Source organism: Streptococcus koreensis (assembly GCF_003627135.1).
GTDB classification, from domain to species: domain Bacteria; phylum Bacillota; class Bacilli; order Lactobacillales; family Streptococcaceae; genus Streptococcus; species Streptococcus ilei.
Genome location: NZ_CP032620.1, coordinates 1730423 through 1751101, shown reverse-complemented (window position 1 = coordinate 1751101; position 20679 = coordinate 1730423). Strand labels below are relative to the sequence as shown.

The 20679-nt window shown below is 44.0% G+C and carries 19 protein-coding genes; 17 read left to right on the top strand and 2 right to left on the bottom strand.

Translation table 11 applies throughout. The features are described 5' to 3' along the window. Positions 1-9 precede the first annotated feature (9 nt). From miaA to D7D50_RS08765, 9 genes are all read left to right on the top strand, one after another. Positions 10-900: a tRNA (adenosine(37)-N6)-dimethylallyltransferase MiaA gene (gene miaA / locus D7D50_RS08815; RefSeq protein ID WP_120702030.1), complete on the top strand. Its 891-nt coding sequence runs from the start codon at positions 10-12 to the stop codon at positions 898-900. Further along, positions 887-2137, top strand: a complete 1251-nt coding sequence (gene hflX / locus D7D50_RS08810) for a GTPase HflX (RefSeq protein ID WP_120702029.1) — start codon at positions 887-889, stop codon at positions 2135-2137. The genes miaA and hflX overlap by 14 nt, the downstream gene beginning before the upstream one ends. Continuing rightward, on the top strand, positions 2121-2741 hold the full coding sequence (locus tag D7D50_RS08805) for a cystathionine beta-lyase (RefSeq protein WP_165851210.1): 621 nt from the start codon (positions 2121-2123) through the stop codon (positions 2739-2741). The genes hflX and D7D50_RS08805 overlap by 17 nt, the downstream gene beginning before the upstream one ends. Positions 2742-2751: 10 nt before the next feature. Next, positions 2752-3681, top strand: a complete 930-nt coding sequence (gene rnz / locus D7D50_RS08800; RefSeq protein WP_120702027.1) for a ribonuclease Z — start codon at positions 2752-2754, stop codon at positions 3679-3681. A 1-nt stretch (position 3682) separates the two neighbouring features. Continuing rightward, positions 3683-4438 carry an SDR family NAD(P)-dependent oxidoreductase gene (locus D7D50_RS08795; RefSeq protein ID WP_120702026.1) on the top strand — a complete coding sequence of 252 codons (756 nt, stop codon included), beginning with the start codon at positions 3683-3685 and terminating at the stop codon, positions 4436-4438. 10 nt (positions 4439-4448) lie between these two features. After that, complete coding sequence (locus D7D50_RS08790; RefSeq protein WP_120702025.1) at positions 4449-5159, top strand: class I SAM-dependent methyltransferase; 711 nt, start codon at positions 4449-4451, stop codon at positions 5157-5159. Position 5160: 1 nt separating this feature from the next. Beyond that, positions 5161-5565 carry a GNAT family N-acetyltransferase gene (locus tag D7D50_RS08785; RefSeq protein WP_120702024.1) on the top strand — a complete coding sequence of 135 codons (405 nt, stop codon included), beginning with the start codon at positions 5161-5163 and terminating at the stop codon, positions 5563-5565. Between the two features lie 342 nt (positions 5566-5907). Continuing rightward, the gene (locus D7D50_RS10195; protein WP_174705358.1) at positions 5908-6693 is read left to right on the top strand and encodes a hypothetical protein; all 786 of its coding nucleotides are present in this window, start codon (positions 5908-5910) and stop codon (positions 6691-6693) included. A gap of 306 nt (positions 6694-6999) precedes the next feature. Next, the gene (locus D7D50_RS08765) at positions 7000-8358 is read left to right on the top strand and encodes a hypothetical protein (protein ID WP_120702023.1); all 1359 of its coding nucleotides are present in this window, start codon (positions 7000-7002) and stop codon (positions 8356-8358) included. A gap of 375 nt (positions 8359-8733) precedes the next feature. On the opposite strand, the gene D7D50_RS08760 is transcribed toward D7D50_RS08765, so the two are convergent. After that, positions 8734-10671, bottom strand: coding sequence for a Cna B-type domain-containing protein (locus D7D50_RS08760; protein ID WP_227877737.1), 1938 nt, complete (start codon positions 10669-10671; stop codon positions 8734-8736). A 590-nt stretch (positions 10672-11261) separates the two neighbouring features. Between D7D50_RS08760 and recJ the strand changes: the two genes are divergently transcribed. From recJ to D7D50_RS08735, 5 genes are all read left to right on the top strand, one after another. Beyond that, positions 11262-13475, top strand: coding sequence for a single-stranded-DNA-specific exonuclease RecJ (recJ, locus tag D7D50_RS08755; RefSeq protein WP_120702022.1), 2214 nt, complete (start codon positions 11262-11264; stop codon positions 13473-13475). 153 nt (positions 13476-13628) lie between these two features. Beyond that, the gene (locus D7D50_RS08750; protein WP_003002788.1) at positions 13629-14141 is read left to right on the top strand and encodes an adenine phosphoribosyltransferase; all 513 of its coding nucleotides are present in this window, start codon (positions 13629-13631) and stop codon (positions 14139-14141) included. Between the two features lie 101 nt (positions 14142-14242). Further along, positions 14243-15187 carry a homoserine O-acetyltransferase MetA gene (gene metA / locus D7D50_RS08745; RefSeq protein WP_120702021.1) on the top strand — a complete coding sequence of 315 codons (945 nt, stop codon included), beginning with the start codon at positions 14243-14245 and terminating at the stop codon, positions 15185-15187. Positions 15188-15196: 9 nt separating this feature from the next. Beyond that, positions 15197-15883 carry a DnaD domain-containing protein gene (locus D7D50_RS08740; RefSeq protein ID WP_120702020.1) on the top strand — a complete coding sequence of 229 codons (687 nt, stop codon included), beginning with the start codon at positions 15197-15199 and terminating at the stop codon, positions 15881-15883. Between the two features lie 21 nt (positions 15884-15904). After that, positions 15905-17092 (top strand): glycerophosphodiester phosphodiesterase family protein, encoded by a 1188-nt coding sequence (locus D7D50_RS08735; RefSeq protein ID WP_120702019.1) that lies wholly within the window; start codon positions 15905-15907, stop codon positions 17090-17092. Positions 17093-17170: 78 nt separating this feature from the next. On the opposite strand, the gene add is transcribed toward D7D50_RS08735, so the two are convergent. Further along, entirely contained in the window at positions 17171-18190 is a 1020-nt protein-coding gene (gene add / locus D7D50_RS08730) for an adenosine deaminase (RefSeq protein ID WP_120702018.1), read from the bottom strand. Positions 18191-18327: 137 nt separating this feature from the next. On the opposite strand from add, the gene yghU reads away from it, so the two are divergent. From yghU to D7D50_RS08715, 3 genes are all read left to right on the top strand, one after another. Further along, entirely contained in the window at positions 18328-19119 is a 792-nt protein-coding gene (yghU, locus tag D7D50_RS08725) for a glutathione-dependent disulfide-bond oxidoreductase (protein WP_120702017.1), read from the top strand. An 81-nt stretch (positions 19120-19200) separates the two neighbouring features. After that, a complete protein-coding gene (locus D7D50_RS08720; protein ID WP_120702016.1) occupies positions 19201-19890 on the top strand; it encodes a tRNA (adenine(22)-N(1))-methyltransferase in 690 nt (229 codons plus the stop codon). Continuing rightward, the gene (locus tag D7D50_RS08715) at positions 19877-20674 is read left to right on the top strand and encodes a Nif3-like dinuclear metal center hexameric protein (RefSeq protein ID WP_120702015.1); all 798 of its coding nucleotides are present in this window, start codon (positions 19877-19879) and stop codon (positions 20672-20674) included. The genes D7D50_RS08720 and D7D50_RS08715 overlap by 14 nt, the downstream gene beginning before the upstream one ends. Positions 20675-20679 lie beyond the last annotated feature (5 nt).

The following is a 20679-nucleotide window of genomic DNA, read 5'->3' as shown; positions in this document are numbered from 1 at the left end:
GGAAAAACGATGAAAAACAAGATAATTGTGATAGTGGGGCCGACCGCTGTTGGAAAAACAGCCCTTGCTATCGAGGTGGCCCAGCGCTTTCAGGGCGAGGTCATCAGTGGGGACAGTCAGCAAGTCTACCGCACACTAGATATTGGGACAGCCAAGGCTAGTCCAGAAGAGCAGGCGGCGGCTCCCCACCATCTGATCGATGTCCGTGAGGTGACAGAGACCTACTCGGCTTATGATTTTGTCAAAGAAGCCAGCCAAGCCATCGAGGAGATTCAAGAACGGGGCCATCTCCCCATTATTGCTGGAGGGACAGGTCTCTATGTCCAAAGTCTCCTAGAAGGTTATCATCTAGGAGGGGACGTTGCCCACGAAGATATCCTAGCCTATCGGGAGTCATTGTCTCCTCTTACGGACGAAGAACTGTTTGAGCTAGCAGCGAAAGAAGGAATGGAGATTCCGCAGATCAATCGTAGACGGGCCATGCGGGCTTTGGAGATCGCCCATTTCGGTCAGGACTTGGAAAATCAAGCTCCAGCCTATGAGACCTATATGATCTGTCTAGACGATGATCGCCAAGCCTTGTATGACCGCATTAACCGACGGGTGGATCTCATGGTTGAGCAAGGCTTGTTAGAAGAAGCTAAATGGCTCTATGATAACCATCCTGAGGTTCAGGCGGCTAAGGGGATTGGCTACAAGGAGCTCTTCCCTTATTTTAAGGGGGAGCAAAGTTTAGAAGAGGCCCTGGAGCAGCTCAAGCAAAACACGCGCCGCTTTGCCAAGCGCCAGTTGACCTGGTTCCGCAATCGGATGACGGTCCATTTTTACCAGATAGGAGAAGAAGGCTTTAAGGAGCGGGTTCTTCAAGATATAGAAAGATTTTTAGATGATAGAAACTGAGAAAAAACAGGAGCGAGTCCTCATTGTCGGGGTCGAACTCCAAGGCATGGAAAACTTTGACATGTCCATGGAGGAGTTGGCCAGTCTAGCCAAGACAGCCGGAGCTGAAGTAGTCGGTGTCTACACTCAGAAGAGAGAGAAGTACGACAGTAAGACCTTCGTCGGCTCTGGTAAGCTTGAAGAAATTGCCCAAATGGTCGATGCTGATGAGGTTTCGACAGTTGTCGTTAACAATCGTTTGACCCCACGACAAAATGTGAATTTAGAAGAAATTTTGGGTGTAAAGGTTATCGACCGGATGCAACTCATCTTGGATATCTTTGCCATGCGGGCTCGGAGCCATGAAGGCAAACTCCAGGTTCATCTGGCCCAACTCAAGTACCTTTTGCCTCGTTTGGTGGGTCAAGGGATTATGCTCAGCCGGCAGGCTGGAGGGATTGGTTCACGTGGCCCAGGGGAAAGTCAGTTGGAGTTGAACCGCCGGAGTGTCCGCAATCAAATCACCGATATTGAGCGTCAACTCAAGGTAGTCGAGAAGAACCGAGAAGTGGTTCGAGAAAAACGCCTAGAATCTTCTGTTTTTAAGATTGGCTTGATTGGCTACACCAATGCAGGGAAGTCAACCATTATGAATGCCTTGACCAGTAAGACCCAGTACGAAGCAGATGAACTCTTTGCAACCTTAGATGCTACAACCAAGAGCATTCATCTAACAGGTAATTTACAAGTAACCCTGACAGATACGGTTGGCTTTATTCAGGATTTGCCGACAGAGCTGGTGACCAGCTTTAAGTCAACCCTAGAAGAAAGTAAGAATGTGGATCTCTTGGTCCATGTCATCGATGTCTCTGATCCCAACCATGAGGAGCATGAAAAGACAGTCCTTCAGATTATGAAAGATTTGGAGATGCTGGATATTCCACGCTTGACCCTCTACAACAAGGCAGATAAGGTCGAGGACTTTACCCCGACTCAAACACCTTACCGCCTGGTTTCAGCCAAGGATCCCGATAGTCGGACTAAACTTCAGGACATTCTACTTGAAAAGATGCAAGAGCTCTTCCAGCCCTTTACGATTCAAGTACCTTTTGAGCAAGCCTACCGGATCCATGATTTGGAGACCATAGCTATTCTGACCGAGCGTTCCTATGAGGAGACTGGCGAGGTCTTAACAGGCTACATCGCCCCTAAAAATGCATGGAGACTAGAGGAGTTTTATCATCATGGATTATCTTAACCTCGCCCTCAGCTATGGAGGCTATACCAGTCTAGACAAGGTCTATTTAGATCGGATCTTGGCGGGATTGACAGAGGAGCAGAAGCTCCAGTTTATTACACCACCACCGAGTGTGATCAATGCCTACTTCGCTGAGCTTTACCAAAAAAAGAACCCAGAAGCTGCAACTGACTACTATGAACAAGTCACTGAGGCCTTTGCTCTCTATCAGACACATCCCAGCTTTGAGGAGGAGAAACCCTTTGTCCGTCTCAATCTTTCGGGTAAGGCCTATGGTTTTTGCTACCGAGAGAAGGGACTGGCTCAAGTATTTGCTCAGCAAGCAGAAGCCATCAGCATGGACCTCTTGTTTGAGATCGCGCAAATCTTTCCTCACTACCTCGTCTATGAAGAGGAAGGCTTGATCTTGATGCGCCTTGTTAGGGAACAAGAGATAGTCGAGACCAAGGAATTGTCAGCTTTGTCGAATCTCGAAGAGCTGGCAGATGGGACCATACGTCTATCTGGTTACAACCAGGACGAATTGGTTCAATTAGCCACTGCCTACCCTGGGAAAATCGCTGTTCGAACCAAGAATCGGACCGCTATGATCTATATTAGTTAGAAAGTATACAATGGAAATTCAATTTTTAGGAACGGGTGCGGGGCAACCGTCCAAATCTCGTAATGTCTCTAGTCTAGCTCTCAAACTCCTGGATGAAATCAATGAAGTTTGGCTCTTTGACTGTGGGGAAGGGACGCAGAACCGAATCTTAGAAACCAGCATCCGTCCTCGAAAAGTTAGCAAGATTTTTATCACCCATCTTCACGGGGATCATATTTTTGGCTTGCCAGGCTTCCTCTCTAGCCGAGCTTTTCAGGCCAATGAAGAGCAGACCGATCTAGAGATTTATGGCCCAGTTGGGATCAAGTCTTTTGTCTTGACTAGTCTTCGGGTTTCTGGCTCTCGTCTCCCATACCAGATCCATTTTCATGAGTTTGATGAAGGTTCACTTGGGAAAATCATGGAGACAGACAAATTCACAGTCTATGCGGAGGCCTTAGACCATACCATCTTCTGTGTGGGCTACCGCATCATGCAGAAAGACTTAGAAGGAACGCTCGACGCAGACAAGCTCAAAGCGGCAGGGGTTCCATTTGGACCGCTCTTTGGCCAGGTTAAAAATGGACAGGACGTTACATTAGAAGATGGCACCCAGATTATTGCTGCGGATTATATTTCAGCCCCTCGATCTGGTAAGGTCATCACGATCCTGGGCGATACACGTAAGACAAATGCCAGTGTCAGACTGGCGGTCAATGCCGATGTCCTCGTCCACGAGTCCACCTATGGCAAGGGCGATGAGAAGATTGCTCGGAAGCACGGACACTCGACCAATATGCAGGCGGCAGAGGTGGCGCGTGAAGCAGGGGCCAAACGCCTTCTTCTCAACCATATCAGCGCCCGCTTCCTCTCCAAGGACGTCAGCCAATTGCGCAAGGACGCCGCGACTATTTTTGACAAGGTCCATGTGGTCAAGGACCTAGAAGAAGTGGAGATCTAAGATGCGAACCATCATCATCACAGGAGCGAGTGGAGGCCTGGCTCAGGAAATGGTCAAACTCCTCCCCGAAGACCAGCTCATTCTCTTAGGGAGAAATCAAGAAAAACTGGAAGACCTCTATGCCGGCCATCCTCAGGCAGAATGCATTGGGCTTGATATCACAGATTCCTCAGCTGTCCAAAAGCTTGTCGAAAAGCTGATTCAGCGCTATGGAAAGATTGATGTCCTGGTCAACAATGCTGGCTATGGAATCTTTGAAGAGTTTGATCAGATCACTAATGAGCAGATTCATGCCATGTTTGAAGTCAATACTTTTGCCCTGATGAACCTTTCACGCATGATTGGTGCGCACATGAAGACAGCAGGCAAGGGGCACATTGTTAACATCGTCAGTATGGCGGGCTTAGTTGCAACTGCTAAATCTAGCCTTTATTCAGCAACCAAGTTTGCGGCCATTGGCTTTTCCAATGCCATCCGCTTGGAACTCATGCCCTTTGGTGTCTATGTAACGACGGTCAATCCAGGTCCTATCCGGACTAGTTTCTTTGACCAGGCAGATCCAGACGGGACCTATGTCAAAGCTGTGGACCGTTATATTTTGGAACCAGATTTTGTGGCCAAGAAGATTGTGAAGAATTTTGGAAAAGCAAAACGCGAGCTCAATCTTCCTTGGCTCTTGAACCTGACCCACAAGCTCTATACCCTGTTTCCACGTATCTCGGACAAGCTAGCCAGCAAGATGTTCAATTATAAATAGGAGGAGCTAGATGGTCGCAAATATTCAAGCCTATTTAGAAAACCTCCAGCAACCCTGGGGACAACTCTATTATGATATCCTTTTTGAGCAATTAAAGGACATCAAAGGCAAGCGGCTCCTTGATTTTGGCAGTGGCTTCGGCCTTGTGGCCAATCACCTAGCGAAAGAAAATCAAGTCCTTGCTGTGGAACCTAATGAGGAAATGGTGGCCTTGCGGGTCCAGGATCATCCCTACCAGCAATGTGTCGGAAGTCTGGACCAGTTAGCAAGTCTTGAAGATGCTAGCTTTGAGGTCATCCTCTGCCACAATGTCTTGGAGTATGTAGAGGATCGCAAGGCGATTCTCAAGGAGTTTACCCGCCTCTTGAAACCAGGTGGCCTTCTCTCTATCGTCAAGCACAATGAGGTGGGCCGCGTCCTGCAGACGGTGGTCTTTGAAAACGATACTCGGAAGGCGCTTGCTCTCTTAGCAGGTCAGGACCTAGAAACCCACTCCATGGGCTTGGCTCAGGCCTATGATCTGGATGCAGCAGTAGAAGACCTAGCCCTTGAAGTCAAAGACTACCAAGGAATTCGAGTCTTTTATGGCTTGCAGGATAATCGCTTCAAAGGCCAAGAAGGCTGGCGAAAATCTATGCTTCAAATGGAGCTGGCTGTCTGCCAAGAGCCCCCTTACCGGGATATGGCCTTCTTTCAGCACTATTGGTTAACAAGGAGTTAAGATGTTCGATTACAAACAAGAAATTCCAGCAATGCCAGACCTAGTCGCACTTTACAGCTCAGTCGGCTGGACCAATTATACCAACAATCCAGCTATGCTAGAAGAAGCTGTCAAAGCCAGTCTCTGGCAATTGGCCGTCTATGATGTGAAAGAGCTTGTAGCCTACATTCGCTTGGTAGGAGACGGCCACTCTATCATTTTTGTGCAGGACCTTTTGGTACGACCAGATTACCAGCGCCAAGGCATCGGAAAGAAACTCTTAGAAGAGGCTTTAGCAACTTTCCCCCATGTCTATCAACGCCTCCTTGTCACTGAACGGAGCGAGAAGAATCTAGCCTTTTACCAATCCCTGGGCTTTGTCGAACTTTCAGAGCAAGCCTGTACGGGGATGATTTATAATAATTGACGGAGAGAGAGTGGGACAGAAATCGGTCATTCGTTAGAATTCGATTTCGTCGTCCCACCTCCGCACAGTTGAGTAGGGCTGTAAAAGTTGATGAAATCAGCCTAGTAGAGCCCACTCAACCACTGCGTCTTGCTCAACAATCCAAAGACAATTGAGAGGCTAGGACTTTTGCCCCGGCCTCTTTTTTTGTTTTTCCTGACATTCCTTGTAAATAATGGTAGAATAGAGCTAGATTATTGAGTACCTTGATCAGCATTTCAAATTATGAGAACCCTTCATCCTATAGTTCTTGCTCGTTATCTATCCAACTTTTGGAAGTTTTCTGTTTTTGGAGGTAGATCTATGAAAAACAAACCTTATTCTTTTTTATTCCTAGTTCCCATCCTATTCTTAACGATGTTCCTAACCAGTTGTAAGATCATGACATCGAGCGATTACAAAAAGGCTAAAGAAGTTGTTAGCGGTGAGCTTACTCACGTTGGTTTGTATGGCAAAGTTACCATCACTAACTTGTCCTGGACTGCCCTAGAATTCCCAACTTATCACGTAAGCTACGCTTACTCTGAGAAAACTTACGATGATCAAACGGTACGATTGGAACATGATGCAACTTTTCATGATGACTGGTCAAGTTCATCTATTACTAATCTTCCGGACTATAAGAAAGTGTTTTTAGAGCAGAAATCCATAAAAAATATCGAGGAAAAACTAGAGAAGGAAATAAAGAAGCAATCTCTCGGCCTTCCAATTGAATTCTTTATCGTTTTAAGTAACTTTTATCCTGAAGAAAAAGAGGAAAACCTGGATAGCATCGCTAAGCAAAATCTCAAAGAAGGAAAGAAGGACTTTGCCGGCTACTATCAAATCCCTTTTCAAACTTTGATAGATCAAGAGCTTGTACGTATGACTATTTTTGTCGATGATAGTGCATCTGTCACTACGGATCAAGACTTGAAGAAGGCTGTGAAAAAGCTAGATGCTAGCAAACTACCGGATGGTGCCTATAGTTTCTATTATTCCAATCGTAAAGATGATTCGGATGACACGCTCAGATACTCCTTCAAAGTTAAAGATGGTCAAGTTGTTTTTTATGAAGATCAACAGGATGGACTAGAAGATCAAAACTAAAATGAGTCTTCTTGGGTATCCTAATAAGATTTAATAAATCTATTTTTGTAATGCTAGTTAAATGAGAGTGGGACAGAAATCGGTCATTCGTTAGAATTCGATTTCGTCGTCCCACCTCCGCATAGTTGAGTAGGGCTGTAAAAGCTGATGAAATCAGCGTAGTAGAGCCCAGTCAACCACTGCGTCTTGCTCGACAATCCAAAGATAATTGAGAGGCTAGGACTTTTGTCCCAGCCTCATTATTTATTTGACTGACAAAAGAGGGAATTGATGGTAAAATGAGGGGGAGATTAGGAGGAACTGTTTATGCCTAAGTTATTTAAGTCAAAGATGTTTTTATTTACTTTATTCGTCGTGGTAGTTGGCTCTGTGTACTCTATTAAAGAACAAATTCGTATAAGAGAATTGCGTCAGTATGTTCAGTGGAAACCAAGGCCAGTAATTAAGGACTATGAATTTATTCATAATGGGGAAGCGCTAGTTATCGAATGGGACGATGGTGATGAGAGAGAATTAATTGAAGAAGTTAATAATGGTAAACCAAAATTTGCGTACCAACTTAATACACATGATGGTGCAAGTGGTGAGCGCTATATCATGCAAGAAAGCTATAGGTTAAAAGCGAGTAGTGATAAGTTTTCACGCTATCGTACTGCACCAGATTCGGCACCTTATCTAAGCTACAATGAGCCCAAAGAAGGGGAGTATTGGTTGATTGATGTTTACGACACAAACGATCGAAAACTAAAACCTAAAACCTATGATGTCTTTAAAATGGTTCGTGACTATAATAAGAAATATATCCCACTCGATATTTCAGAAGAAATATACGAAACAGAGGATAATGAAACCTACTTTCTTATTACTATGTTAGCACCCAAGAAATCAAAAGTAGTGATTGAAAATGGAGCTATGAAAGTTGTTACGGAGGAGTTTAACGAGACTTCAGAGTATCCGGTTGAGGAGGGGTTGATTGATGCAAAAACAGGAAAAATATCCACAATAAGTTCCTCTGGTAAAAGTGTTGAAGAAGTTAAAACGGAGTCAAAACAGAGATTTGAGAATAGGCATCCATTCGCTCTTATGTCAAAAACGAAATTAACTGGTTCCGGAGGAAATGACTATATTTCTAGAGGGTTACAACTTAGGTTTAATCAAAGTTTTAGGGAAACTGAAGGGAGCAAAATATCTCTAGCATCAGCCTATCCAAAGGTCTATCAGATGTTGAAAAATCACTATCGCTCAGTTTTGTATTTCTTAGGCGAAGAAGATGTAGAGTTTCGTCTTTCCTTTTTAGAATTACTAACAAGTCCCTATAATTCATTCGTTAAAGATTTCACGCTTCCTGCTGATTTTTCAATAGATGGGCAAGAGCACCTTGTTCAGAATAAAGAAGAATTTCTTCGATACTTCAAATCTCAGCCTCAAAAACACAGTGCTAATTTTGAGTTAGCTCTTATGAATATATTTTACGAAGTAACACCAGAAGGATACCTAAGGAAAGAGCTTTTTAAAAATTTGACCATTCCCGCCGAGTTTTCAAAAGATGGGCAAGAACATGTGGTTCAAGATACGCTCCAATTTCAAGAGGTCCTCAATATTGAAAAGATAGAAAATGAAAAATTAAGGAAGAAAATAATAGAAGCTTTCCCATATATGAAATAGACTGGAATACAAGTGAAGATACGAAAGAGCCTAGTGAAGTTTTCACAGGCTCTTTTTTATATTCTATCGTCATAGTTCCATAGAAAAAGAGAGTGGGACAGAAATCGCCAATTCGTTAGAATTCGATTTCGTCGTCCCACCTCCGCACAGCTTCAACAGTCTGGGAGACTGTTGAAGGTTGCAGATAAAGGAAACTTTGTTTCCCTCATTAGGTCATATTTGGAGCTTAAAAAGCGAACAAAGATACCACTCAGCCACTGCGTCTTGCTCGACAATCTAAAGACAATAAAGAGGCTAGGACTTTTGTCCCAGCCTCTTGCTATTAGCGACTAGGAGGTGGAGCTAGTGCAAGCTAATAGTGTTAATGTGACTGAATTAGTTATCAGTCATTTTACGTTTCAAGACAACGGCACCAGCCAAGACCAATACTCCTGTAAGAACAAGACCTGTTGCGACAACTTCACCTGTACTTGGAAGAAGTTTCTTACGTCCGCCACCATTTTCTCCACCGTTTGGTCCAGTTGGATTTTCAGCTGTAGTGGTAGTAGAACCATTCTTTTTAGGTCCTTCAGGTGTTGTACTAGGTCCTTCAGGTGTTGTAGTTGGTGTTCCAGGTGTTGTAGTTGGTGTTCCAGGTGTTGTAGTTGGTGTTCCAGGTGTTGTAGCAGGAGTTTCAGGTGTAGTCGTTACTGTAGTCTTAGGCTCCTCTGATGAAACAGTTGTAGCAGGAGTCTCAGGTGTAGTAGATACAGTAGTCTTAGGCTCCTCTGATGAAACAGTTGTAGCAGGAGTTTCAGGCGTAGTCGTTACAGTAGTCTTAGGCTCCTCTGATGAAACAGTTGTAGCAGGAGTCTCAGGTGTAGTAGTTACTGTAGTCTTAGGCTCCTCTGATGAAACAGTTGTAGCAGGAGTCTCAGGCGTTGTAGTTGTAGTGGTTGTAGTAGTCGTAGTAGTGGTTGTTGTAGTTGGTTTGTTTGATGTGTTAATAACCTTGATCACGTTTGCATCATCAATTTTTTCAACTTTTGAAGTGTAACCTTCAGGTGTGTTTGTTTCCACTACTGAGTACTCAATCTTCTTACCGTCTTTGATACCAGGCAATTTAGTAAATGTTGCTTGCCAACCAGAAGCTTTTGTAAGAGTTTGTGTCATCCCTTCCAAGGCTTGGCCGTCAGCATACAATTGAACAGTGATATCTTTACGGTCAGCTTCGCTATCTCCAACCCATTCTTTTTGAACGGTCACAGTTGTGTCACCAGAAACCCAGAATTTCAACTCAGTGTTGTTCCAGAAAGCTGGATCTTCTTGAGGTGTTGTAATTTCGTCAGCTTTCAAGGTAGCGTTGTTGTCTACGCGAATAGTAGTCTTAGGAATTAATGTTTGGTATTCAATGATTAATTCTTCGTCTGTAGCTGTTTTGAAAACATCACTGACATCTGATAAATTCACAGTAAATCCATTACCGTCAGCATCGAATTTCACATGTTGCCAGAAGTTCCATCCTGAAGCAACCACTTGTCCACCTTTTCTTAATGTGAAGGATGGTTTCAAGTAAGTTCCAACGAAGAATTCACTTGCAGCGTGGTTCGCAGCTGGAGCAAAAGTGATTTTTGAGTAATCTACCGCTGGAGCTTGGATGCGATCTGACACAACTGGGTTCGTGATGGCCTGTTTCTTACCATCTCCGTTGATACGGATGAACCATTTTGTAAGATAGTAGTCATCTCCAACATTCATCCATGCATAGTTTTCAGATGCATCTAATTTGAATTGCTTAGTAACATAGTCCCCAGTAAGGTTATATTTATTGATCACAGATTCAAATACACCAGGTCCATCAGGACGAGTGATGACAACGGATTCTGAACCGACTTTAGAAGTGGCAGTCTTGTTTCCAGGATTTCCTGGTGTGTTATCCCATTCTGCTTTGTATGAGAATCCACCTTTTACGTTTTGGTTCATGGATTCGATTGCTTTTTTGAAAGTAAAAGTAATCTTTTTACCTGTCATCGAAACAGTCGCCACTTCAGCACCGTTTGCTTGTAGTGATTGTGTTGCGATTTCAGTGATATTGACACCTTCTGGAGCGTCGATGGTAAACGTATCACCTTCCTTAACAGAGATACCTGTTAAGTCCCAGTCAAAAGAAAATGTGACCTTTTGACCAGCTGCTGTTGCTTTAAGGTTTGTAATGGTTGGTGTAACAGTCGCTGCAGAGACTGGCTTAATAATTGATAAGCCAAGAGCAACTACACTAATCATTGCTACAAACGCGAATAATTTTTTATAGAAAGTTTTCACTTGTTCCTCCATTCCTTTTTCCTGGTTTGGAAGTAGATCACTTTTTTTCCACACATTTTAAGCGTGTCCAGTTCTATACCGACAAGGAGTCGGCTAGATTTTTATGACGGTTTTTCTGCTAGAACTGAATGGTAGAGACCATTATTGTAGCCAGAGAAAAGCGGAAGTCGACTGGGACAGCTTAAAATAAAAAACTGATTGTCCTTTCCACACACAGAATTAATAACTCCAATGGCCATAAAGTCAAGGATTTCAAACCAAGACGGCTGAAGAACCGATCAGTCCGTTACCATATAATTTAAAGCCACTTATATTATATTACAATCCTTTGCAGTGTCAAGTAATTTGTATCTAAATAATAAAAAAATATAGTAGAAACTATTTATAGGGAGGGTCAGTCATTCGTAAAATGAATTTAGCGGAGATAGAGTGGATCTAATGGATACACTTGAAATGGGGTTCCAGTGTGTTAGTGGGGAAACTATAATGGGTTATCTTCTATTTGCTCTTCCCAATCTTTCCAAATAGGCTCTTTCATTTTCCGGATTCCTGGCTTTCATGTTATAATATGCTGATAAGAAAAACAGGAGACAAGGACCGAGATGATCACGTCAAAATATGAATGGCAGTTTGCTACGCCTTTTTCAGATGATACTTTTTTGGCGCAAGCAAAGAAAAGAGGATTAGAAGCATCTGCAGCCAAGTTACTGGGAGAACGAGGGATCCAGACGGAAGAGGCGCTGGATCGTTTTCTTGAACCTCGGCTAGAAGATCTGCATGATCCCTACCTGCTTCACGATATGGACAAGGCAGTGGATCGGATTCGCCAAGCCATTGAAGACTATGAACAAATCCTAGTTTATGGAGACTATGATGCAGACGGGATGACGGCCGCTTCTATTATGAAGGAAACCCTGGAGCAGATGGGGGCGGAAGTAACCGTCTATCTACCCAACCGCTTTACGGATGGCTACGGTCCCAATGCTAGTGTCTACAAGTATTTTATTGAACAGCAGGGGATTTCCCTTATCATAACGGTGGACAACGGGGTAGCAGGCCACGAAGCCATTGAATTGGCCCAAAGCATGGGGGTAGATGTCATTGTGACCGACCACCATGCCATGCCAGAAGTCTTGCCCGATGCCTATGCCATCATTCACCCCGAGCATCCAGATGCCGACTACCCTTTCAAGCACCTAGCTGGCTGCGGGGTTGCCTTTAAGTTGGCTTGTGCCCTCCTAGAAGAGGTGCCCCTAGATTTCCTTGATTTGGTGGCCATTGGGACCATTGCGGATATGGTCAGTCTGACAGATGAAAACCGCATCCTAGTCAAGTATGGCCTAGGTGTCCTTCGTCAAACCCAACGGATCGGTCTCCAGGAAATGCTCAAACTGGCCTCCATCGCTCCTCAAGATGTAAATGAAGAAACAGTTGGTTTTCAGATTGCCCCTCGTCTCAATGCGCTAGGTCGCTTGGATGATCCAAATCCAGCGGTCGAACTCTTGACAGGTTTTGACGACGAAGAAGCGCTGGAAATTGCGCTGATGATTCAAGCCAAGAATGAAGAACGCAAGGAAATCGTCCAAGCCATCTATGATGAGGCCAAAGCTATGGTTGATCCAAGTCTTCCGGTTCAAATCTTGGCCAAGGAGGGCTGGAATCCTGGTGTCTTAGGGATCGTGGCCGGTCGTCTACTTGAAGAGCTTCATCAGCCCATCATCGTCCTCACCATAGACCAAGGCAAGGCCAAGGGAAGTGCACGAAGTCCCGAAAGTGTCCATATTTTTGAAGCCCTAGATCCCCATCGGGATCTCTTTATCGCCTTTGGGGGCCATGCGGGTGCAGCTGGTATGACTTTGGAAGTGGACAAGCTCCCTCGTCTGACCGAGATTTTTTCTGACTATATTGTAGAAAAAGGGATTGACCTGACGGCCAAATCCACACTCTTTGTGGATGAGGAGTTGGACCTAGAAGAGCTGACTTTGGATACCTTGAAGAGTTTTGACCGTCTCGCTCCTTTTGGGATGGACCATAAGAAGCCAGTCTTTTACATTCGTGATTTTCAAGTTGAGTCTAGCCGGACTATGGGGGCCGGCAATAGCCATCTGAAGTTGAAGATTCAAAAAGGCGATGCCCGTTTTGATGTGGTGGCTTTTGGGCAGGGCCATTTGGAATTGGAGTACTCCCAAGCGAAAAACTTGGAGTTGGTGGTATCCTTGTCCGTCAATCAGTGGAATGGACAGACCACCCTGCAACTGATGGTGGTGGATGCCCGTGTAGAAGGAGTACAGCTCTATAATATCCGAGGGAAAAATGCTCCTCTCCCACAAGCTATTCCCCTCTTTAGTCAGTTGGAAGAAGGGGAAGATTCTCCTGCCATTATCATCGATCGCATACCGGATGACCTGGCTGACTTGAAAGCCCTCTTCCAAGAACAGAGCTTCCAAGCGGTCTATTTTAAAAATCACCTAGACAAGGCCTATTATTTGACTGGCTATGGTAGTCGGGATCAGTATGCCAAACTCTACAAAACACTGTATCAGTTCCCTGAGTTTGATATTCGCCATAAGCTCAGCCAACTATCTGACTACCTCAAGATTCCACAAGTCTTGTTGATCAAGATGATCCAGATCTTCCAAGAGTTGGGCTTTGTCCAGATTGAAAATGGCATCATGACGGTCAACAAGGATGCGGAGAAGAAGGAGATTGCCTCTAGTTCCATCTATCAGGACTTGGTGCAGACGGTCAAAGACCAAGAACTCATAGCCCTAGGATCTGTGCAAGAAATTTACGATTATTTAACGGAATCGATGTGATGAACAAGAAGAAACTACTCCTCTGGCTCAGCCCTTTTCTGCTTTTTCTTTTGCTGCAGGTGTTTGGGAAAATGATTTGGCAAAATTGATGCACGTTAGTAGAATTCATGGTATAATGGAATGTAAAAAATTTTTTATGAAAGAAAGTTAACCATGAATTTAAAAGATTACATTGCAAGCATTGAAAACTATCCACAAGAAGGAATTACCTTCCGTGATATCAGCCCTTTGATGGCAGATGGCAATGCTTATAGTTATGCGATTCGTGAAATCGTTCAATACGCAACCGATAAGAAAATCGACATGATCGTCGGCCCTGAAGCGCGTGGATTCATCGTTGGATGTCCGGTCGCTTTCGAGCTCGGTATTGGTTTTGCGCCTGTTCGTAAACCTGGTAAATTGCCACGTGAAGTCATCTCGGCTGACTACGAAAAAGAATACGGTGTGGATACCTTAACCATGCACGCTGATGCTATCAAACCAGGTCAACGCGTCCTTATCGTCGATGACCTCTTAGCAACAGGTGGTACCGTTAAAGCAACCATCGAAATGATCGAAAAACTCGGTGGAGTGGTTGCAGGTTGTGCCTTCTTGATCGAGCTCGATGATCTCAAAGGCCGCGAAGCTATCGGAGACTACGATTACAAGGTCTTGATGCATTACTAATATAGTTTAGAACTATATCTAGATAGAGAAAAACCATAATTGAAAACTATATGCTCCTGTCTTATAATAAGAGGTAACAACTTGTAAGATGGGAGCTTTTTATGCCAATTACCTTAGATAAGAAATTACCAGCAGTTGATATTCTTCGTTCAGAAAATATTTTTGTCATGGATGATATTCGGGCAACTCACCAAGATATTCGTCCTATAAATGTTCTGATTTTGAATCTCATGCCGACTAAGGAAGCAACTGAGACTCAACTGCTACGCCTCCTGGCCAATACTCCCTTGCAGATTAATGTGGATTTCCTCTATATGACTAGCCATAAGTCTAAGACGACAGCAGCAGAACATATGGAAGTCTTCTACAAATCCTTCGATGATATTAAAGAGAACTATTATGACGGCTTGATTATTACGGGAGCTCCAGTAGAGAAACTAGCCTTTGAGGAAGTGGATTACTGGGAGGAGCTAACAAAGGTCTTTGCTTGGTCGAAGCGCCATGTTTTTTCAACCCTGCACCTTTGTTGGGGTGCCCAAGCTGGTCTCTATTACCGCTATGGGATTGAAAAAGTAGCCCTCTGCGACAAGCTATCTGGGATCTATGAGCAAACAGTCATGAATCCTCAGAATCGCTTGATGCGTGGCTTTGACGATGCTTTTTTGGCCCCTCATTCACGTTATACGGATGTCCCCCTCAAAGAAGTGCTAGAAAAGAGCAATTTGCAAGTCTTAGCTCAAGGCAGTGAAGTAGGACTATCTATCCTGGCCAGTCCAGACCTTCGAGAGGTCTATAGTTTTGGTCATTTGGAATATGACCGTGATACCTTGGCCAAGGAATACCAGCGAGATGTCAAAGCAGGCTTGAATCCAGATCTTCCGAAGAATTATTTTGATCAGGATGACAGCAGTCGTGACCCTCGGATGCGGTGGAACTTAGCGGCAGCCAACTTCTTTAGTAATTGGATCAATTATGCAGTTTACCAAGAAACTCCTTATCGTTTGGAGGAGTTAGAAAAAGATATTTCATTTTATGGTTACCTATAAAGGGGTAGTATGACATATTCACAAGCATTTAAGTCGGGCAATTTGGTCTTACCAAGTGCCTTACTTTTCCATTATCACCATTTATTTAAAGACGCAGAGGATTTTCTGGTTTGGCAGTTCTTTTATTTGCAAAACACAACCAACCAATCCAGCCTCACACCTAATCAAATTGCAGATGCGATTGGCAAGTCTGTCGCAGAAGTTAACCAGTCTATGTCTCGCCTGACCAACCAAGGTTTGCTCCAATATCGGACAATTGAGTTAGATGGCGAGATTGAAGTTCTTTTTGATGCGACCATTGCCCTCGAACGCCTGGATGACTTACTTCAAAGTAAGACAGACACGGTACAGCGTGGGCAAGACAAGCAAGCAGAAAATGAACTGGCTGATTTGGTCAAAACTTTTGAGCAGGAGTTAGGACGTTTGTTGACGCCATTTGAAATCGAAGATTTGACGCAGACAGTCAAACAGGACCAAACAGACCCTGATATTGTAAAGGCTGCCTTGAGAGAAGCTGTCTTTAATGGCAAGCCTCACTGGAAATATATCCAGGCCATCCTGCGCAATTGGCGACGGGAGGGGATTGCCAGTTTGACACAATTAAAAATCAAACAACAAGAACGGGAAGCTCTTCAGCCTGAAAATGTCACAGTTTCAGATGATTTCTTACAGGCCATGGATTTATGGAAAGATTAATAGAGGAGATTCGGTTTAGAGATGAGAAGGGGAGATAGAAAGGAAAATAGATCGCACAAACGGATCTATTCAGCCTTATTTGTATTAGGAACAGTAGTCATTCTTGGTTTTCTTGGTTTGTATATTAGCAAGCTAAGCATGATTTCGTCTGGTTTGTATCCAGTTGAAGAATCTTTGGTCCAAGCAGGCTATAAAAAAACATCGGATGGTTTCGAAAAGAAACAATCCAATGTCACCATTACAATTAAATGGAATAAAGAGAAAAAGCAATTTGATAAAAACCATTACCTTATTTCGACTCAGCAAGAAGCCAAATTATTGTCTTCTCAGTATGTGGATAAAGAAAGTTTAGAAGTGCTTACTAACGGGAAATTTTCAAACACCTTCGGATTTGTCCACTATACGGAGAACAAGAAAAAGAATTGGTTAAAGGATTCGCCAAGATTGGTTGCCCATGCAGGTGGTACCATACGTGAGAAAGAATACAATACTTTTTATACCAACTCCCTGGAAGCTTTGCAACAGAATTATATTCTAGGGCATCGTTTGTTTGAAATGGATTTCTATTTAACTAGCGATCGTAAATTGGCGGCTGTCCATGACTGGCATCAATTTGGGAATAAAGATGGTGTTGCTCTTTCATCAGAGGAGTGGAAAAACTTCAAAGCCTATGGTTCTCCAGAGACACCAAGTCGCTTTACGACCATGCTGATTGGGGATGTTTTAGATCAGATGGTCATTAACTCTGATATGGTATTGATCACAGATACCAAATCGATGGAAATCCCTAAGGAAGATACTGTTACGCAATTCGAGCAAATTGTAACTGAAGCTAAAAATCGAGATGAGTCTCTATTGGATCGTGTGATTCCACAAATCTATAATCAAGAGATGTTCGGGGAAATCGAAGCCATTTATCCTTTTCAACATATCATCTATACCTTGTATTCTTCGCCAGATAGTGCAGAAGAAGTGATTGATTTTATTTCAAAACATAAGGAAATCGAGGCAGTGACGATTTCATTTGCTGATCCTCGCTTCAATCAGGACTTTATTGATGCTGTTCATCGACTGAATAAACGAATTTACATTCACACCATTCATACTTATGATGATTTAACCAAGTATGCCAATGTAAATGTAGACGGTTTTTATACCGGTTTGCTAACGCCTAGAGACGTTGCCTTGTATGAATCTGTTTCAAAATAGAAAAAAACTAGCACTTATTAAAGTGCTAGTTTTTGAATGTAAACAAACTTCTTTCGAATCAAATGTAAGCTAATATCTTTATAAATAGTCCGCGTAAGCTTTTTCTAGTTTGGTGAGGAGTTCTTGCTTTTCCTCATCACTAGCAAAGGAAGCTTGGATGGCATCGACATTGTGCTGGTAAAAGTCAGCTGGTGTCGTTTGGAAGTAGTGGTGGTAGAGCTCGTACTCCTTGGTCAAATCCGTATCAGATACGGTCCGGTTATCGGTGTTGATACTGATATGAGCTTGTGCTTCCTTCATCTTGAGGTAAGGGAAGTCCTCCACAGTGGCAGCTGCCTTGGTTTGAAGGTTACTGGTCAAGCAGAGTTCACCGGTGACCTCGTTTTTCACAAACTCTTTTAGAAGTTCTGGTTCATAGGCGAGCAAGGTCACATGGCCATTTCGTTTGATGCCATAGGCCATAGATTGAGTGACATTGGCTGGACAGTGGCATTCACCTGCATGAAGGGTCATGGGACGGTTGTAATTCTTGACCTGTTGGATGAGGGCATCAATGGCTTGTGGTGGATAGTTGTGCTCGTCTCCAGCGAAGTCAAAGCCAACAAAATCTTGATCAGTGACCTGGTTAGCTTCTGCCAGGATGCGAGAGGTGAGTTCTTGATCAGACTGGCGCATGCCACAGACCAGGGCTTTTGCAACAATACCAAATTCATCCTGGGCTTGGCGCAGTCCTTCACAGACAGCATCGATAGTTTCTGGGACGGTAAGCCCTTGGTCCATGGACAATTCTGGGGCAAAACGAACCTCGATGTAGAGGACATTCTCCAGAGCAGCTTGCTTAGCCACATCGTAAGCAGCAAGGGTCAAGGCTTCCTTGGTTTGAAGGAGAGGGCGAATGTAGTCAAAGGCCTCCAAATAGTCTAAGAGATTCTCACAGTTGGCAGGCGCAGTGACATGGTGTTTGAGTTCTTCATCGCTAGCAGGAAGGTCAATATTGGCCATGGCTGCCAATTGGCGAATAGTCGGAAGTGACAAGGAACCGTCTAAGTGGCAGTGTAATTCTGTCTTTGCCAAACTATGAAAGTCAATCGTGGACATATTTTTTCTCCTTAAAATGTATTTTTTCTATACTATCATTTTGCAAAGAAAAGTCAAGTAAAGCTAGCGTAGCAGATTTTTGAAAGTAGCGTCTGGATTTGATATGCTAGTAGTAACTCAGAAAAAGGAGATAAGAGATGTCAGATTATCAATTACCGGAAGTATGGGAAGCACCGAGCCAAATGGGAGGAGCCTGGGGTGGCTTGAACCAACCAACAGCAGGTGCCCGTTTTGAACAAAGTCTTCCAAAAGGTGACCAGCCTTTCCAACTCTATACCCTTCCAACACCCAATGGAATCAAAGTGACCATTATGCTGGAAGAACTAAAAGAGTTGGGAGTGGATGCAGGCTATGACGCTTATCGCATCAAGATTGGTGATGGCGATCAATTTGGCAGTGACTTTGTAGCCATTAATCCCAATTCAAAAATTCCAGCCATGTTGGATCAATCAGGAGATAAAGCCATTCGTGTCTTTGAATCAGCTAATATTCTTTTGTATCTAGCGGAGAAATTTGGCAAATTAATCCCGACAGATCCTGCTAAACGGACAGAAGTACTCAACTGGCTCTTCTGGCAGACAGGGGCTGCACCTTTCTTAGGTGGGGGCTTTGGCCATTTCTTCCACTACGCTCCTGAAAAAATTGAGTATGCCATCAACCGATTTGCCATGGAAGCTAAACGCCAATTGGACCTGCTTGACAAAGAATTGGCGACTAAACCTTATATCGCAGGAGATGACTATACGATTGCAGATATCGCCATCTGGTCCTGGTATGGCCGTCTAGCCCAAGACAAGGTCTGGGACCGAGCAGGAATTTTCTTAGATGTGAAGGAATACAAGCATTTGCAAGCTTGGACAGAGAAAATTGCCAATCGCCCAGCTGTGCAACGAGGCTTGGAAGTAGAATATAAGGAAATTGATGCATAAGGAAAAGGCGCTATCGCGCCTTTTTTTAATGGTGCAAACATGGTATACTAAAGGGTGGAATAAAAGTTTAGAAAGTAGCACATGGAATTTACAAAATTATCAAATCGCTTGGACTTGGTGGCTAGCTTCGTCCCAGCTGGAGCGCGTCTGTTGGACGTGGGGAGTGACCATGCTTATCTGCCAATCGCCCTCTTACAAGAAGGAAAGATTGAGGCTGCTATTGCTGGTGAAGTTGTAGAGGGGCCTTATCAGTCTGCCCTCCAAAATGTCGCTGATAATGGCTTGGAGGACAAGATTGAGGTCCGTCTGGCCAATGGTTTAGCTGCCTTTGAACCAACAGATGGCATTTCCTGTATTACTATTGCAGGCATGGGAGGACGCTTGATTGCAGATATCTTAGCGGCAGGTCTAGAAAAATTAACCAGTGTCTCTCGCTTGGTCCTCCAGCCCAATAATCGGGAGGATGAATTGCGGAGCTGGTTAGTAGACCATAATTTCCGTATTGTCGATGAAGCCATCTTGGAAGAAAATGAGAAGTTTTATGAGATTCTAGTGGTCGAACACGGTTCTCAAGAGTTGACAGCTAAGGAACTGCGTTTTGGTCCCCATTTGATGGTGGAACAAGCTCCTGCCTTTGTTCAAAAATGGTCCAAGGAAGTGGAAAAATTAGTCTTTGCCTTGGAGCAGGTCCCAGTTGAGAATCAATCTGCCAGAGGTTCGTTAGAAGATCGCATCGCCCAAATCAAGGAGGTCCTAAATGCTAGCGAGTGAAGTCATCAAACGCTATGAAGCCTACTGTCCCCAGGAACTTTCCATGGAGGGAGATGTCTGTGGATTACAGGTCGGCACCCTGCAAAAAGACATCAAGAGGGTCATGGTAGCCTTAGATATCCGTGAGCAGACGGTGGCGGAAGCCATCACCCATGGGGTGGACTTGATTATCGTCAAGCATGCGCCAATTTTCCGTCCTATTAAGGATTTGGTAGCCGATCGGGGTCAAAATCAGATCTATATTGACTTGATCAAGCACGATATTGCGGTCTACGTCAGCCATACCAATATTGATATTGTCCCAGATGGATTGAATGATTGGTTCTGCCAGCTTTTAGAAATTGAAAACACAGAGCCCCTCAGCATGACAGGGGAAGGCCTCGGAATCGGACGCATCGGTCAAGTGCCAGCTCAAACCTTTGGCCAGTTGGCTGAAAAAGTAAAAGAAACTTTTGGCTTAGATGCTTTGCGCTTGGTTGGTTATGACCAGGCGGATCTGGATCGGGTCATTGAGCGCGTTGCTATCTGTGGAGGAAGTGGCCAGTCCTTTTACAAGGATGCTCTCGCTAAGGGGGCAGAGGTCTATATCACAGGAGATATCTACTACCACACGGCTCAGGACATGCTAAGTGACGGGCTCCTAGCCTTGGATCCAGGTCACCATATCGAAGTTCTGTTTGTCTCGAAACTAGTAGAAAAGCTCAATCAGTGGAAGACTAAGGAAGCCTGGGAGATCGAAGTGCTTGGCAGTCAAGCTAGCACCAATCCTTTTTACCATATCTAAGAGGT